This window comes from Actinomadura sp. KC345 (assembly GCF_004348515.1).
Taxonomy (GTDB): domain Bacteria; phylum Actinomycetota; class Actinomycetes; order Streptosporangiales; family Streptosporangiaceae; genus Spirillospora.
The window spans coordinates 1-13,147 of the sequence record NZ_SMKH01000025.1 but is presented as its reverse complement, the minus strand read 5'-3'; the positions used below and the strand labels follow the sequence as shown (position 1 = coordinate 13,147).

Sequence of the window (13,147 nt, the reverse complement as noted above, 5' to 3'; positions counted from 1 at the left end):
CACCATGGCCACGACCGAACTGCTGCTGAAGAACGTGCGGGTGGTCCGCCCCGACGCGCCCGAGGGCAGCGAGCCGGAACTCCTCGACATCGCCGTCGACGACGGCACGATCACCCGTGTCGCCCCCGGCCTCCCCGGGGACGACGCGGCCACGGTGATCGACGGCGGCGGGCGGCTCGCGTTCCCCGGCGTCGTGGACGTCCACCAGCACTGGGGCATCTACAACGAACTCGGCACCGACACCCGCACCGAGAGCCGCGCCGGCGCCCAGGGCGGCGTCACCACGGCGCTGACCTACATGCGCACCGGCCAGTACTACCTGAACAAGGGCGGCCCCTACCGCGAGTTCTTCCCCGAGGTCCTGAGCGCCGCGGAAGGCAAGTCCCACATCGACTACGCGTTCCACCTCGCGCCGATGATGGCCGAGCACATCGACGAGATCCCGTACCTGGTCGAGGAGCACGGCGTCACCTCGTTCAAGATCTTCATGTTCTACGGGAGCCACGGCCTGCACGGGCGCTCGTCGAGCCAGAGCGACTTCCTGATGACGCCGCCCGAGGAGCGCTACGACGTCGCGCACTTCGAGTTCGTCATGCGCGGCGTCCAGCGGGCCCGGGAGCAGCTCGGCGACTACGCGCCGCACATCTCGCTCTCGCTGCACTGCGAGACCGCCGAGATCATGACCGCCTACACCAGGATGGTGGAGCAGGAGGGGACCCTCACCGGCCTGCGCGCCTACAGCGCGTCCCGCCCGCCGCACTCGGAGGGCCTCGCCGTCACCATCGCCTCCTACCTCGCGCACGAGACCGGGCTGCCCAACATCAACCTGCTGCACCTGTCGTCGGAGAAGGCGCTCTCGGCGGCCCTCACCATGGCCGGCGCGTTCCCGCACATCGACTTCCGCCGCGAGGTCACGATCGGCCACCTCCTCGCCGACGTCGACACCGCCCACGGCCTCGGCGGCAAGGTCAACCCGCCGCTGCGCGACCGCGACGACGTCGAGGCGCTCTGGCGGCACGTCCTGGCCGGGGAGGTCGACTGGGTCGTCAGCGACCACGCCTGCTGCCGCGACGAGATGAAGTTCGGCGCCGACCGCGACGACATCTTCCTCGCCAAGTCCGGCTTCGGCGGCGCCGAGTACCTGCTGCCCGGGCTCGTCGGCGAGGGACTCAAGCGGGGGCTGCCGCTCCAGCGCGTCGCCCAGCTCACGTCCTGGAACCCGGCCCGCCGCTACGGCCTGCTCAATAAGGGCACCATCGCCGAGGGCTACGACGCCGACATCGCCCTGGTGGACCCGGACGTCTCGTGGACGGTCCGCGCCGCCGACTCCGAGTCCACCCAGGAGTACACGCCGTTCGAGGGGTTCCCCATGACGGCGCGGGTGACCGACACCTTCGTCCGCGGCCACCGCGTCTTCGCCGACGGCGAGGTCGCCGGGGAGCCGGTCGGCCGGTACCTGCCCCGCGGCCGCTGAACCCTAGGATCGTCCCGTGACCGACCAGCCCGTGATGGACAAGTCCGCCACCGCACAGCCGCCGGCGTCCGCCCAGGGAGGCACCGAGGTCGCCGGGCGGGTCGCGGACGTCCTGCTGCTGTTCGCCGGCGGCCCCGAGTACCTCGGCGTCAGCGCCATCAGCCGCGAACTCGGCATCTCCAAGGCCGTCGTGTACCGGATCCTCCAGTCCCTCGTGTCCCGCGAGGTGCTGGAGGCCGGTCCGGCGGGCTACCGGCTCGGGTCCGCCGCCGTCGCGCTCGGCGTGAGCGCGCTGCGCGGCTTCAACGTCCGCAGCGCCGCCGCGCCCGTCCTGCGCCGCCTGCGGGACGAGACCGGCGAGACGACCACGCTGTCCGGCCTCGTCGGGGACGAGCGCGTCTACCTCGACCAGTTCGAGAGCCCCCACGAGGTCAAGATGACGGTGGAGGTCGGCCGCCGGTTCCCCCTGCACGCGGGCTCGTCGGGCCGGGTGATCCTGGCGTTCCTCCCCGAGGACCGCCGCGAGGCGTTCTTCTCCGGCCCGCTCGCCTCCCTCACCGACCGGACGGTCACCGACACGGGCGAACTCCACGCCCTGCTCGCCGAAACCGCCCGGGAGAGGGTCGCCGTGTCCTTCGGCGAGCGCCAGGCCGACGCCGGTTCGGTCGCCGCGCCCCTGTTCGGCCCGGACGGCGAGGTCCACGGGTCCATCAGCGTCTGCGGACCTCGCCATCGCTTCACCCCCGAGACGGTCGACCGCTACCGCACCCTCGTCCGCGAGGCCGCCGAGGCGATCACCCGCACCTGGGCGACCCACCGCTAGACCACGGCCGCAAGTCGACGAGGTGCCGGCCCGGCCGTCCTCAGCTGGGGCGCTCCAGTTGGACCTTCGGGAGGCGCTTCGCCACGGGTCCGGGGAGCCACCAGGCGTGCCTGCCGAGGAGCTGCATCACCGCGGGGACGATCAGGCAGCGGATCACCACCGCGTCCAGCAGGACCGCGACCGCGAGGCCGAGGCCGAACTGCTGCAGCATCCGGTCGGGGCTCAGGATGAACGCCGCGAACACGACGATCATGATGGCGGCGGCCGCGGTGATGACCTTGCCGGTGGCGGCCAGGCCCTCCCGGACGGCGTGCTCCGGATCCCCGCTGCGCTCCCATTCCTCGTGGATGCGCGAGACGAGGAACACCTCGTAGTCCATCGACAGGCCGAACACGATCGCGAAGATCATCACGGGGATGAACGACTCGATGGGGCCGGGCTGGGCGCCGAAGCGGCCGTCCTGGAAGACCAGCGTGATGGCGCCGAGCGCGGCGGCGATCGACAGCAGGTTGAGCGCCGCGGCCTTGATCGGGATCAGCAGCGAGCGGAACACCACCATCAGCAGCACCGCCGACAGGCCGACGACGACGGCGACGAACAGCGGCATCCGCTCCGAGACCGAGTCGGCGAAGTCCTGGGCCGCGGCCGTGGGCCCGCCGACCAGGTACTCCGTCCCGGTCCGCTCGGACAGGGCCGGAAGGACGTCCTCGCGCAGGTCGTGGACGAGGTCCCCGGTGGCCGCGTCCTGCGGCGCGGTCGCGGGGAACGCGAGGACGGTGGACACCGCGCCGTCCTGCGACCGGAACGGCGGAGTCGTCCCGGCGATGCCCTCCGTCCCTTCCAGGGTCTGCTGGAGCTGCGCGGCCGAGCCCTCGGTGACGACGACCAGGGGGCCGTTGGTGCCGGGGCCGAACCCCTCCGCCATCAGGTCGTAGGCCTGCCGGGAGGTGGACGACGGCGCGTCGTTGCCCGCGTCGGCGAAACCGAGCCGCATGTCGAGCGCCGGCGCGGACAGCGCGAGCAGGGCCGCGACGGCGACGAGCAGCGCGGGAACGGGCCGCCGCTGGACGGCCGCGGCCAGCCGCCGCCAGCCCTCGTCCCTGGAGCGGTCGGCGCGCTTGAGGACCTGCCGCTGGATGCGGCCGCCGAACACCGCGAGGAGCGCGGGCAGCAGCGTCAGGGACGCCGCCATGGTGACCAGCACGGTCAGCGCCACGGCCAGGGCGACCCCCTGGAGCGCCCCCAGGCCGAGGATGATCAGGCCCAGCAGCGCGATGATGACCGTGCAGCCGGCGAAGAAGACCGTCCGGCCGGCCGCGTCCAGCGCGTAGCGGGCCGCGTCCGCGCGGTCCAGGCCGCGCCTGAGCTCGTGCCGGTAGCGGTAGAAGATCAGCAGCGCGTAGTCCACGCCGACGCCCAGCCCGATCAGCATCATGATCGGCGGGGTGAAGTCGGCGACCGTGAACACGTGCGAGGCCAGCGCGATCAGCCCGACCGCGCCGCCGACCGCGAACAGCGCGGTGACCAGCGGGACCGCGGCCGCCACGATCGAGCCGAACAGCAGGATCAGGATGACCAGCGCGGCGAGCATCCCGGCCCCCTCGGCGGCGCCGCCTCCTCCTTCCTGCGCGTTCCGAACGGGGTCACCGCCGAGCTCGACCTGGAGGCTGTCGCCGCCGGCGGCCTGCGCGGTCTCGATGATCCCGGTGACGTGCTCGGAGGGCACGTCCTCGGCCGAGCCGTCGAGCGTGACGGTGGCGTAGCCGATCGTGCCGTCCTCGGAGAGGGACCCCTGGCCGGGCGCCTGGACGTCGGCGACGCTCGGCAGCTCCCTGACCTTGTCCAGCATCCCGTCGACGGCCGCCTGGTCGCCGCTCAGCCCCTGGGCGTCCTTGAGCACGATCTGGACGTTGGCGCCCGCCTGGAGCGAGCCGTGCTCCTCCATCAGGTCGGAGGCGGCCTGGGAATCGGTCCCGGGCAGCGAGAAGTCGTTGTGGTAGGTGGCGCCGACGGCCTGGGAGCCGACCGTGATCCCGGCGACCACCAGCACCCACAGCAGGAGCGCGACCCAGCGGCGGCGCTGCGACCAGCCGGCCAGGCGGCCGAACATGCCCGTGCGGGTGCTTCCCGTGCCCGTGTTCCTGGTGCGCGTGTTCGAGGACATCGCGATCAGCCTCCCTGGCGGTCTGCGCGGCGGGCCCCGATGACGGCGCCGAGCACGGCGCACAGGATCGGCGCGGCGATGAACGCGGCCAGCAGGCCGCCGGTGCCGTCCACGTCGAGGGTGCGGTCGAGGATGAAATGGGAGAAGGCGCCCACCGTCTCGGTGAGGAAGAAGCCCGCGGCTCCCCCCACCAGGAACCCGACGAGGGCGCCGGTGGCCTGCCTGGATGCTCTGCTCATGCGACCAGAGTCGGCGCACGGCCTGCCCCGGGGCATCGGCCTCCGGCCGACACCTGCCGTACGCCCCGGGTTGCGGGACCGCGGCCCGCCTACACCGGGGGTTGCGAGCCGCCGCTCATCCAGGTCGGGTTGACCATGCCGGACTCGTAGGCCAGCACGACCAGCTGCGAGCGGTCCCGGACGTCCAGCTTGGACATGATGCGGCTGACATGGGTCTTGGCCGTGGCCGGGCTGAGGACGAGGCGGGCGGCGATCTCGTCGTTGCTGAGCCCCGCCGCGACCAGCAGCATGACCTCGCGTTCCCGCTCCGTGAGGGCCTTCAGGCGAGGGCCGGGGACCGGCGCGGCGACCCGCCCGGCGAACTCGCCGATCAGGCGGCGGGTGACCGACGGGGTGATCAGCGCGTCCCCCCGCGCCACGACCCGCACCGCGTGGATCAGCTCCTCCGGGTCGGTGTCCTTGAGCAGGAAACCGGAGGCGCCGGCCCGGAGCGCGCCGTAGACGTACTCGTCCAGGTCGAAGGTGGTCAGGATGACGACCCTGACGCCGTCGAGCCGCCGGTCGGCGGTGATCCGCCGGGTCGCCTCCAGCCCGTCCATGCCGGGCATGCGGATGTCCATCAGCGCCACGTCCGGGCGCAGCTCGCGGCACGCGGCGAGGGCCTGCTCGCCGTCCGCGGCCTCGCCCGCCACCGCGATGTCGTCCTCGTCGTCGAGGATGGAGCCGAAGCCCGCGCGCACCAGCCGCTGGTCGTCGGCCAGCAGAACCTTGATCATGAAGCTCCGTTCGGATGGGGGAGGCGGGCCCGGACGAGGAAGCCGCCGTCCGGCCCCGGACCCGCGGTCAGCTCGCCGCCCAGCGCGCGGGCGCGCTCCCGCATCCCGTGGACGCCGGACCCGGCGGCGTCCGGCGCCGCGCCCCGGCCGTCGTCGGAGATTTCGACGACGACCGCCCGCGGCTCCCGCTCGACGCACACGGTGACCGTGGTGGCGGAGGCATGCCGGACGACGTTGGTGAGTGATTCCTGGACGATGCGGTACGTGGCCAGGTCCACGCCGGTGGGCAGCGGCCCGCCGTCGCCCGTGACGCGGGAGCGGACCGTGAGCCCGGCCGCCCGCGCCGACTCGACGAGCTCGCCGATCCGGTCGATACCGGGGGCGGGCGCGGTCGGCGCGCCCTCGTCCTCCTTGCGCAGCACCCCGATCGTCGTGCGCAGGTCGCGCAGCGCGTCCCGGCTTGACTCCTTGATCGCCGCGAGTGCGGCCTCGGCCTGCGCCGGGTCCCGCTTGAACCGGTGCAGCGCCGTCCCGGCCTGGACGTTGATGAGCGAGATGTGGTGCCCGGCCACGTCGTGCAGCTCACGGGCGATGCGCAGCCGCTCCTCACCGGCTGCGCGCTGCTCGGCCTCCTGCAAGAAGACGCGGCGGCTGTGCCGCACCCAGCCCAGCGCCACCATCGCCACGATCCACCCGGTCTGCATGAACAGGGCGACCGAGTTGACGTCCCCGTTGCCCGAGAGCGTCCCGGCTCCCGTCGCGATGACGATCACCGCGGCGACGGCCACGGCGGCCTGGAGCCGCCCCTGGGCCGCGATCATGTACAGCGCGACGATCGGGGCGATCATGAGCGGCCCGTCGAACAGGCTGAGGATGTAGTAGGCGCCCGTCGCCACCACCGCCACGAGCGCCGCCGTGACGGGGAAGCGGCGGCTGAAGTACAGCGCTCCGCACCCGATGACGATCAGCACGGACGTGATGACGGTGGTCGCCCACGGTTCGCTCCCCGGGGCGATCAGCGGCCTGGAGCTGCCGACCGCCACCAGGACCAGGACACCGGTCGCCACGGCCTTGTCCGTCAGCCTGCCGCGCAGCTCCGGCCAACCACCCATGCGATCACCCTAGACGCCGCCCTGGCCTGGCCATACCCGCCTCACGGTGCGACCGGCGCGGGCCTCCCGCAACTTCCGCTGTACCGCCGGACCACCGAGCCGCAACCACGGGTGTAGACGGCTCAGCGCCGCACCCGTCCGGGGAACTCGGCCCACACCGTGGTGCTCGCCCCGTCGGTCCGGTGGCCCCAGCGCGCCGCGAGCGCGTCGACGATCTGCAGGCCGCGCCCGCTCTCGGCGAGCCGCGCGTCCCGCAGCACCGGCCGCGCCCCACCCGCTCCGTCATCGCTGACCTCGGCCCGCAGGACGCCCTCACTCGCCCACAAGGCGATGTGGAACCGCCCGCCCCTACCCGACGCGGTGTGCCTGACGCAGTTGCCGGCGAGTTCGTCCACCACGAGCACCATGTCGTCCAGCAGCTCGTCACCGGGCTCCAGGTGGTTCGGGACGAGCGTGTCCCGGACGAACAGCCGTGCGTGCCGGACCGAACGCTCCACGCCGGGGAGCGTCAGCACGGCGAGAAGCTGCAGCTCACCTGCCTCGCGGGTCGTCATCGTGATTCCTCCTCCGATTGCCACCCGCCAAGGCTGATCGCCCTCCGTCACCACATCAACACCATCCGGAAAGGTGTGAAGTATTCGCTGATCACCCCATCGAGCACCGCGATGGATGGCAGAACGAATATCTCTAACCTTCACCGGATCGAACCGATCAAGTACACAGCGTGACATTCTCGCGGTATGAGATACGAAGACCGGCAGACGTATCGCCGCCGGAAGATCGGGGACGCCCTGAAGAAGTTCCGCGAGGATCTCGGCCTCACCCAGGGCGCCGCGGGCCGTCTCCTCGACCGCTCGCAGGCGTCGCTCAGCGCCTACGAGAACGGTCACCGCGCCATCCGCCCCCGCGACCTCAAGTACATCCTGGACATGTACGAGATCACGGACGAACTCGTCCGCAAGCGACTGCTCTCCCTCGCCGCCCAAGGCCGCCAGGACGGCTGGTGGCACGACTTCTACGAACGCCTGGAACCCGGCGTCGTCGACTTCGCCGCATTAGAAGCCGACGCATCGCATATTCGAATCTTCCAGCCTCTCTTGGTGCACGGCCTCCTTCAGGACGAGGCGTACGCCAGAGCCGTCATCACTGGTTCGGGTAGTGCCCTGCGCAGTCCGAGAGACATCGAAACTGAAGTCAGCTTCCGGCTGCGTCGTCAGTGCCTACATGATCAGGAGAACCCGCCGCGCATTTCCGTCGTGCTCGGTGAGGCGGCACTTCGGCAGCTCACGGGAGGACGGGAGGTCGTCCGGGGCCAATTGCTCAAGCTCCTGGGCATGGCCGACCTACCACACGTATCGCTTCAAGTGCTGTCGTTCTCGGCGGAGAGTCATCCTGGCGGGGACGGCGCCTTCACCATCCTGGGAGTCGGTCCCGATGCATTGTTGGAGGTCGTGACGGTCCACAGCCTCACCCGTAGCTGGTACGTGGACGAGCCATCGGACGTCGACCACTACTGCGAGACGTTCGATCGCTTGCGAGAGATCGCTCTCTCGGAATCAGATTCCCGGAAGCTCATAGAGCGGCTACTGTCCGAGCTATGAGGGAATATGATCTCAACCTCGTCCAGTGGCGGACGAGTAGTTACAGCTCCGGTCAGGGCACCGAGTGCGTCGAGGTCGCGGTGCTGAGGCGCGCGGTCGCCGCACGTGACTCCAAGGACCCGTCAGGGCCGGTGCTGGGGTTCTCGCAGGGGGAGTGGCGCGTGTTCTTGGACGAGGTGAAGAGCGGGGCGCTCGATCTCGGCTGACACGGACGGCCTCCGTCGAGGCGTCGCGGCGTGAGGTTCGCTGGTTGCGTGAGTGTGAAGGGTGAGGGCTGTGGCGTGTCGGATCAGTGAGTTGGTGCTGGACTGCCGTGATGCGGAGCGGCTCGCGGAGTTCTGGTGCGAGGTCCTGGGGTACGTGGTGCTGGTCCGGGAGGACGACGGGATCGAGATCGGTCCCCCGGAAGGGTTCGGCGGGCTCCAGCCGACGCTCGTCCTCAGTCCCAGCGAGGACGCCAGGCCGGACAAGCTTCCTCTGCACATCGACGTCAGCCCCACGGACCGCGACCAGGAAGCCGAACTTGAGCGGCTGCTGGCCGCAGGCGCGCGGCACGCCGACGTCGGGCAGACGGGTGAGGAGAGCTGGTACGTCCTCGCCGACCCGGAGGGCAATGAGTTCTGTCTCCTCCGCAAGCGGCTTACCTGACACCGGCCTCGTGCGGCGCGCTACGCCAGGAACGTGAGGCCGTAGACGACGAGGGCCGTTCCGATGGCGAGCATGACGGGGAGCAGCGCGGCCATCTTGAAGGCGAGGACGCCGGGGCGGTCCGCGGTGCCCGCGGGGTCGGCCGGGTCGTACACGACGGGTATCCGGGTTCCGATCTTCGGGCCGCGCGGCGTGGACAGCGAGCTGCCGGCCCGCACCACCTGGCCGTTCTCGGTCGTGAACTCGAAGACTCCCGACCGCTGCATGGTTCCCGGGGAGCCCGCCGACCGGTGTCCGACGACGGTCCCGACCGTGCGCACGCCGCGGCGCCGACGCCGGGACCAGGCGAGGATCTCCACCCCGCACCCCCACAGCAAGGCCGAGCCGAAAGCGATGAGAGCGACGGCCTTCACGAGATCCATCGGCTCAAGGTAATGCCGTCCTGTTCACATGACCACCCGCGAGGGCGGGACGTCGGGCGTTGACTCCGCTCGGGAACTGCAACTAGACTCGTTCCAGTTGCGGTTCGGTGAGGTGGTGGGGCGTGAAAGTCAGTAGCAGGACGGCGGTGGCCATCCACGCGTTGACCTTTCTCGCGCGATGGGACGGTGACGGGCTTCAGTCGTCGGCCAAGATCGCTGAGAGCCTTGAGAGCAATCCGGTGCTGGTGCGCCGCATTCTCGGGTCGCTGCGTGACACGGGCATGGTCTCTTCGACCGAGGGGAGCGGCGGCGGTTGGCGGCTGGCGCGGCCTGCGGAGGAGATCAGCCTCTACGACGCCTACGCCGCCGTTGAGGGCGGCGATGCGCTGCTGCCGGTGCACACGCATCCGCCGAGCCGGAGCTGTGTGATCGGACGGCACATGCAGTCGCTGCTGGAGGACGAGTTCGCGGCGGCGCAGCGCGCCCTGGAGGAGCGACTGAGCCGGACGAGCATCGCCGAGATGCTCGCCCGCGTCCTCGGCCGCGAAAGCGCGAACGCCGCGCGCGGCTGAGCCGGGCCGCACGGGCGGAGAGCCGTCTCTCCGCCCGTTTTTTTCGACCAGAACTGCAACCACACTTGTATCAGTTCACCCGAGATCGGAGTTTCCCCATGCCATCCGCCCCGGAGCCCCCGGCACCCGCCGTGCCGATGCGTCGACTGCTGCTCGTGCTCGTACCGGCGATGCTGCTGAACATCACCGCCGCCGACATGGTCGCGCTCGTCCTTCCCCGCATCTCCGAGCAGTTCACGGCCTCGACCGCGCAGGTGGCGTGGGTGGTGACCGGCTTCCTGCTGATGTTCGCCGTCGGAGTGCCCTTCTACGGGCGCGTCGCCGACCGCTTCAGCCTCCGCCGTCTCTTCACCGTCGTGCTGGCGGTCTTCGCGGTCGGCAGCCTGATCAGTGCGCTGGCGCCCAGCCTTCCGGTCCTGGTGTTCGGCCGGATCGTCATGGGCATCGGCGGGGCCGCCGTTCCGGTCCTGGCGATCGTGGCCGTGATGCGGCTGCTGCCCGGCGACAAGGCGGCGGTCGGCGTCGGATTCGTCAGCGCCGCCGCGGGCGTGGGCACCGCCGCCGGACCGGCCATGGGCGGGATCGTCGGGGAGTTCCTGGGCTGGCCCGCCCTGTTCTGGATCATGACCGCCGGAGCCCTGATCCTCATCCCGGCGGTGCGCCGCGCCATCGCCGAGGAGCCGCCGGGCGACCCCGGCCCCTTCGACCTCGCGGGCGGCGTCCTGCTGGGACTCGCGGCCGGACTGCTGCTCTTCGGCGTCACCGAGTCCGAGGGAGCCGGGTTCGGCCGTCCGTCGTCGTGGGGACCGCTCCTCGGAGGGGCGGTTCTCGCGGGCCTCTTCGCCTGGCGCAACCGTGTCGCCGCACACCCGTTCGTGCCGCCGTCGCTGTTCGGCAACCGCGCCTACGTCGCCGCGGTCCTCACCGTCTTCCTGGCGATGGTCGTCAACCTCGCCACGCTCGTCCTGGTGCCGGTCCTCATCATCGACGTCAACGGCCTCACCCCAGGTCAGGGGAGCCTGGTCATGATCCCCGGAGGCATCGCCCTGGCCCTGTTGGCGCCCCTGGCCGGACGAATCGGAGCCCGAGGCAGACACGCCACCGGCGTGCTGCTCGCCGGCCTCACGGTCATGGGGCTCTCCACCCTGTTCCTGTCCACCGTCGCGGCCGGGGCGTCGCACGTTCTGGTGGGCTTGGCCGTCCTCGGCCTCGATGCGGGATTCGCCTTCGTCATCACGCTGACCACCGGCGCGGTGAGCGGCGTCCTGCCACCCCGGCATGTCGGCGCCGGGGTCGGCGTCTTCCAGGGAGCGCAGTTCCTGGGCGCAGGGGCGGGCCCCGCCCTGTTCGGAGCCTTGCTCACCGCGCGGGAGTCAGGCGGAGGCGACGCGGTGAACCCCTTGTACGCCAGTGACGCCCCCGCCTACTCCGATGTCTTCCTGGCGCTGACCTTGATCGTCGTCCTCGCCGCGATCCCCGCATTGAAGCTGCGAACCGCGTGGACGACGCGAACCACGACGCCGGCCCGGCAGCCGACGGGACCGGCGAGCCGATCCACGCCAACGTCCCACTGAGGGCTGGATCGACTTGACGTTCCCAAGCCCGTCGCGACTGTCATCTGTGCGGGGACCGTACCCGCGAACATCCGTCAGTGGATGTCACAACGAAAAGGATGAAGCAATGGCAACTCAGAGCATTCCGAAGGGTGGCAACACCCTGATCGCCGCCGCCGCGTTCGATGTGGTGATGGAGTGGAACCGGGGACCGGACGCGGACATCTGCGTCCTCCTGCTCGGGACGGACGGCAAGGTCCGTTCCGACGAGGACTTCGTGTTCTACAACCAGCCGGGGCACCCTTCGGGAGCCGCCTCGTACACCGGGAAGTCGACGGCCGGCACGATCCGCGACACCGTCCGGATCGACCTCGACCGGGTTCCCGCGGACGTCGAACGGCTCGTCGTCGGAGCTTCCGTCGACGGCGCCACGTTCGGTCGGCTCGCGGGGCTCGGCCTCACGATGGCCGGTGCGGGGAACGGCGGAGCGGACCTCGTCTTCGAGGTCCCCGACGCCACCACCGAGACCGCCTTCCTGCTGGGCGAGCTCTACCGCCGCAACGGAGCCTGGAAGGTCCGCGCGGTGGGCCAGGGGTACGACTCCGGGCTGGCCGGCTTCGCCACCGAGTTCGGTGTCGACGTCGGTGAACCGGAGGCCCCGGCCGACGCCCAGCCCTCGGTCAGCAAGAAGGACAAGCTGATCGAGATGGAGAAAGCGGTCAAGGACCTCAGCCCGGCGCTGCTGAGCAAGACCCAGACCGCCGCGGTCAGCCTCCGCAAGCGGGGGCTGTCCGAGCACACGGCGCGAGTGGGCCTGGTCGTCGACGTGTCCTACTCTATGAAGGCGTCCTTCCAGCAGTACCAGTTGCTCGTCGAGCGCGTGCTGGGCCTCGCCCTGCGGTTCGACGACGACGGCGCGATCGACGTGTGGCTGTTCGATGGTCAGACCATCCACGCCGAGCCGGTCACGCTGGCGAACTACGCGACGTACATCCAGGACGCCGCGAACCGGTACCGGAACGACATCTGGGGCGGAACGCAGTACGGCCAGGCCATGCGCCGGGTCCGCGAGCACTACTTCGGCAGCTCGGAGGTGCGCCGCACTCCGCTGGGCGCCTCCGTTCCCGCCTACGTCATGTTCGTGACGGACGGCGGCACGCATGGCGACGTGCCGGAGACGGTCGAGCAGGTGCGCTCCAGCTCCTACGAGCCGCTGTTCTGGCAGATCATGGCGATCGGGAGCAAGGTGGACAGCTCCCGGCCGCAGAAGTTCAGGAAGAGCCGGGGACGTCCCGGCGGGCGTCGTGAGTTCGAGCTCCTGGAGGGGCTGGACGATCTCGGCGACCGGCACGTGGACAACGCCGACTTCTTCGCCGTGAAGGACCCGGGCAAGCTCAAGGATGAGGAGCTCTACGAGCTGCTCATGACCGAGTACCCAGGGTGGCTCACCCAGGCACGCGCCAAGGGGCTCCTCCCCGCCGGCGCGTAGCGGCGACGGTCCTCCGTCGGCGCGAAGTGCGACCCGAAGCCCCCTGCCTGTTCCAGGCGGGGGGCTTCTCTCGGTTGGTCAGGAAGCGAGCCGTCCCACCTTGCGGCAGGCGCGGGCCGAGGCGGCGACCAGGGCGTGGGACGTGGCGGTCAAGGCGCCCGCGAGCAGCATCAGGGGCCAGTTCGCGGCCAGGAGCGACGCGGCGACCAGGGCCAGGGAGGCGACGCCCATGGCGGCACCGGCGGTGGTGCCGGTCCAGGCGACCGCGAGGGGC

At 70.9% G+C, this 13,147-nt stretch carries 14 protein-coding genes and 1 pseudogene; 8 read left to right on the top strand and 7 right to left on the bottom strand.

Going from position 1 to position 13,147, the window contains the following annotated elements:
* The first annotated feature begins 4 nt into the window (after nucleotides 1-4).
* On the top strand, nucleotides 5-1,474 hold the full coding sequence (locus E1281_RS06700) for a dihydroorotase family protein (RefSeq protein ID WP_131876270.1): 1,470 nt from the start codon (nucleotides 5-7) through the stop codon (nucleotides 1,472-1,474).
* Nucleotides 1,475-1,490: 16 nt separating this feature from the next.
* On the top strand, nucleotides 1,491-2,297 hold the full coding sequence (locus E1281_RS06695; RefSeq protein WP_207943146.1) for an IclR family transcriptional regulator: 807 nt from the start codon (nucleotides 1,491-1,493) through the stop codon (nucleotides 2,295-2,297).
* A gap of 40 nt (nucleotides 2,298-2,337) precedes the next feature.
* Here the strand turns inward: E1281_RS06695 and E1281_RS06690 are convergent, their stop codons facing one another.
* From E1281_RS06690 to E1281_RS06670, 5 genes are all read right to left on the bottom strand, one after another.
* Nucleotides 2,338-4,461: an MMPL family transporter gene (locus E1281_RS06690; RefSeq protein WP_131876269.1), complete on the bottom strand. Its 2,124-nt coding sequence runs from the start codon at nucleotides 4,459-4,461 to the stop codon at nucleotides 2,338-2,340.
* 5 nt (nucleotides 4,462-4,466) lie between these two features.
* Nucleotides 4,467-4,700 (bottom strand): hypothetical protein, encoded by a 234-nt coding sequence (locus tag E1281_RS06685; RefSeq protein WP_131876268.1) that lies wholly within the window; start codon nucleotides 4,698-4,700, stop codon nucleotides 4,467-4,469.
* A gap of 89 nt (nucleotides 4,701-4,789) precedes the next feature.
* On the bottom strand, nucleotides 4,790-5,476 hold the full coding sequence (locus tag E1281_RS06680) for a response regulator transcription factor (protein WP_131876267.1): 687 nt from the start codon (nucleotides 5,474-5,476) through the stop codon (nucleotides 4,790-4,792).
* Nucleotides 5,473-6,588 (bottom strand): sensor histidine kinase, encoded by a 1,116-nt coding sequence (locus tag E1281_RS06675; protein WP_131876266.1) that lies wholly within the window; start codon nucleotides 6,586-6,588, stop codon nucleotides 5,473-5,475. Before E1281_RS06675 ends, E1281_RS06680 begins: the two co-directional genes overlap by 4 nt.
* A gap of 122 nt (nucleotides 6,589-6,710) precedes the next feature.
* Nucleotides 6,711-7,142: an ATP-binding protein gene (locus E1281_RS06670; RefSeq protein ID WP_165958809.1), complete on the bottom strand. Its 432-nt coding sequence runs from the start codon at nucleotides 7,140-7,142 to the stop codon at nucleotides 6,711-6,713.
* A 186-nt stretch (nucleotides 7,143-7,328) separates the two neighbouring features.
* Here E1281_RS06670 and E1281_RS06665 point away from each other — a divergent pair, with 186 nt between their 5' ends.
* The 3 genes from E1281_RS06665 to E1281_RS06655 all read left to right on the top strand — a co-directional run bounded on the left by E1281_RS06665 (nucleotide 7,329) and on the right by E1281_RS06655 (nucleotide 8,837).
* Complete coding sequence (locus E1281_RS06665; RefSeq protein WP_131876264.1) at nucleotides 7,329-8,189, top strand: helix-turn-helix transcriptional regulator; 861 nt, start codon at nucleotides 7,329-7,331, stop codon at nucleotides 8,187-8,189.
* Nucleotides 8,186-8,395, top strand: a complete 210-nt coding sequence (locus E1281_RS06660; RefSeq protein ID WP_131876263.1) for a DUF397 domain-containing protein — start codon at nucleotides 8,186-8,188, stop codon at nucleotides 8,393-8,395. Before E1281_RS06665 ends, E1281_RS06660 begins: the two co-directional genes overlap by 4 nt.
* Before the next feature lie 70 nt (nucleotides 8,396-8,465).
* Nucleotides 8,466-8,837 (top strand): VOC family protein, encoded by a 372-nt coding sequence (locus E1281_RS06655; RefSeq protein ID WP_131876262.1) that lies wholly within the window; start codon nucleotides 8,466-8,468, stop codon nucleotides 8,835-8,837.
* Nucleotides 8,838-8,857: 20 nt separating this feature from the next.
* On the opposite strand, the gene E1281_RS06650 is transcribed toward E1281_RS06655, so the two are convergent.
* Complete coding sequence (locus E1281_RS06650) at nucleotides 8,858-9,259, bottom strand: DUF3592 domain-containing protein (RefSeq protein WP_131876261.1); 402 nt, start codon at nucleotides 9,257-9,259, stop codon at nucleotides 8,858-8,860.
* A 107-nt stretch (nucleotides 9,260-9,366) separates the two neighbouring features.
* Between E1281_RS06650 and E1281_RS06645 the strand changes: the two genes are divergently transcribed.
* The 3 genes from E1281_RS06645 to E1281_RS06635 all read left to right on the top strand — a co-directional run bounded on the left by E1281_RS06645 (nucleotide 9,367) and on the right by E1281_RS06635 (nucleotide 12,873).
* Nucleotides 9,367-9,831 carry an Rrf2 family transcriptional regulator gene (locus E1281_RS06645; RefSeq protein WP_347813271.1) on the top strand — a complete coding sequence of 155 codons (465 nt, stop codon included), beginning with the start codon at nucleotides 9,367-9,369 and terminating at the stop codon, nucleotides 9,829-9,831.
* A 98-nt stretch (nucleotides 9,832-9,929) separates the two neighbouring features.
* Complete coding sequence (locus E1281_RS06640) at nucleotides 9,930-11,405, top strand: MFS transporter (protein ID WP_131876259.1); 1,476 nt, start codon at nucleotides 9,930-9,932, stop codon at nucleotides 11,403-11,405.
* A gap of 106 nt (nucleotides 11,406-11,511) precedes the next feature.
* Nucleotides 11,512-12,873, top strand: a complete 1,362-nt coding sequence (locus E1281_RS06635) for a VWA domain-containing protein (protein ID WP_131876258.1) — start codon at nucleotides 11,512-11,514, stop codon at nucleotides 12,871-12,873.
* Nucleotides 12,874-12,951: 78 nt separating this feature from the next.
* Here the strand turns inward: E1281_RS06635 and E1281_RS40010 are convergent.
* Nucleotides 12,952-13,147: pseudogene (locus E1281_RS40010) on the bottom strand (hypothetical protein); the annotation flags it as partial.

Excerpts from the sequence above, each read along its gene's own strand:
- E1281_RS06700 (WP_131876270.1), top strand. The coding sequence starts at position 5 with ATGGCCACGACCGAACTGCTGCTGAAGAACGTGCGGGTGGTCCGCCCC.
- E1281_RS06690 (WP_131876269.1), bottom strand. The coding sequence starts at position 4,461 with ATGTCCTCGAACACGCGCACCAGGAACACGGGCACGGGAAGCACCCGC.
- E1281_RS06685 (WP_131876268.1), bottom strand. The coding sequence starts at position 4,700 with ATGAGCAGAGCATCCAGGCAGGCCACCGGCGCCCTCGTCGGGTTCCTG.
- E1281_RS06680 (WP_131876267.1), bottom strand. The coding sequence starts at position 5,476 with ATGATCAAGGTTCTGCTGGCCGACGACCAGCGGCTGGTGCGCGCGGGC.
- E1281_RS06675 (WP_131876266.1), bottom strand. The coding sequence starts at position 6,588 with ATGGGTGGTTGGCCGGAGCTGCGCGGCAGGCTGACGGACAAGGCCGTG.
- E1281_RS06670 (WP_165958809.1), bottom strand. The coding sequence starts at position 7,142 with ATGACGACCCGCGAGGCAGGTGAGCTGCAGCTTCTCGCCGTGCTGACG.
- E1281_RS06665 (WP_131876264.1), top strand. The coding sequence starts at position 7,329 with ATGAGATACGAAGACCGGCAGACGTATCGCCGCCGGAAGATCGGGGAC.
- E1281_RS06660 (WP_131876263.1), top strand. The coding sequence starts at position 8,186 with ATGAGGGAATATGATCTCAACCTCGTCCAGTGGCGGACGAGTAGTTAC.
- E1281_RS06650 (WP_131876261.1), bottom strand. The coding sequence starts at position 9,259 with ATGGATCTCGTGAAGGCCGTCGCTCTCATCGCTTTCGGCTCGGCCTTG.
- E1281_RS06640 (WP_131876259.1), top strand. The coding sequence starts at position 9,930 with ATGCCATCCGCCCCGGAGCCCCCGGCACCCGCCGTGCCGATGCGTCGA.
- E1281_RS06635 (WP_131876258.1), top strand. The coding sequence starts at position 11,512 with ATGGCAACTCAGAGCATTCCGAAGGGTGGCAACACCCTGATCGCCGCC.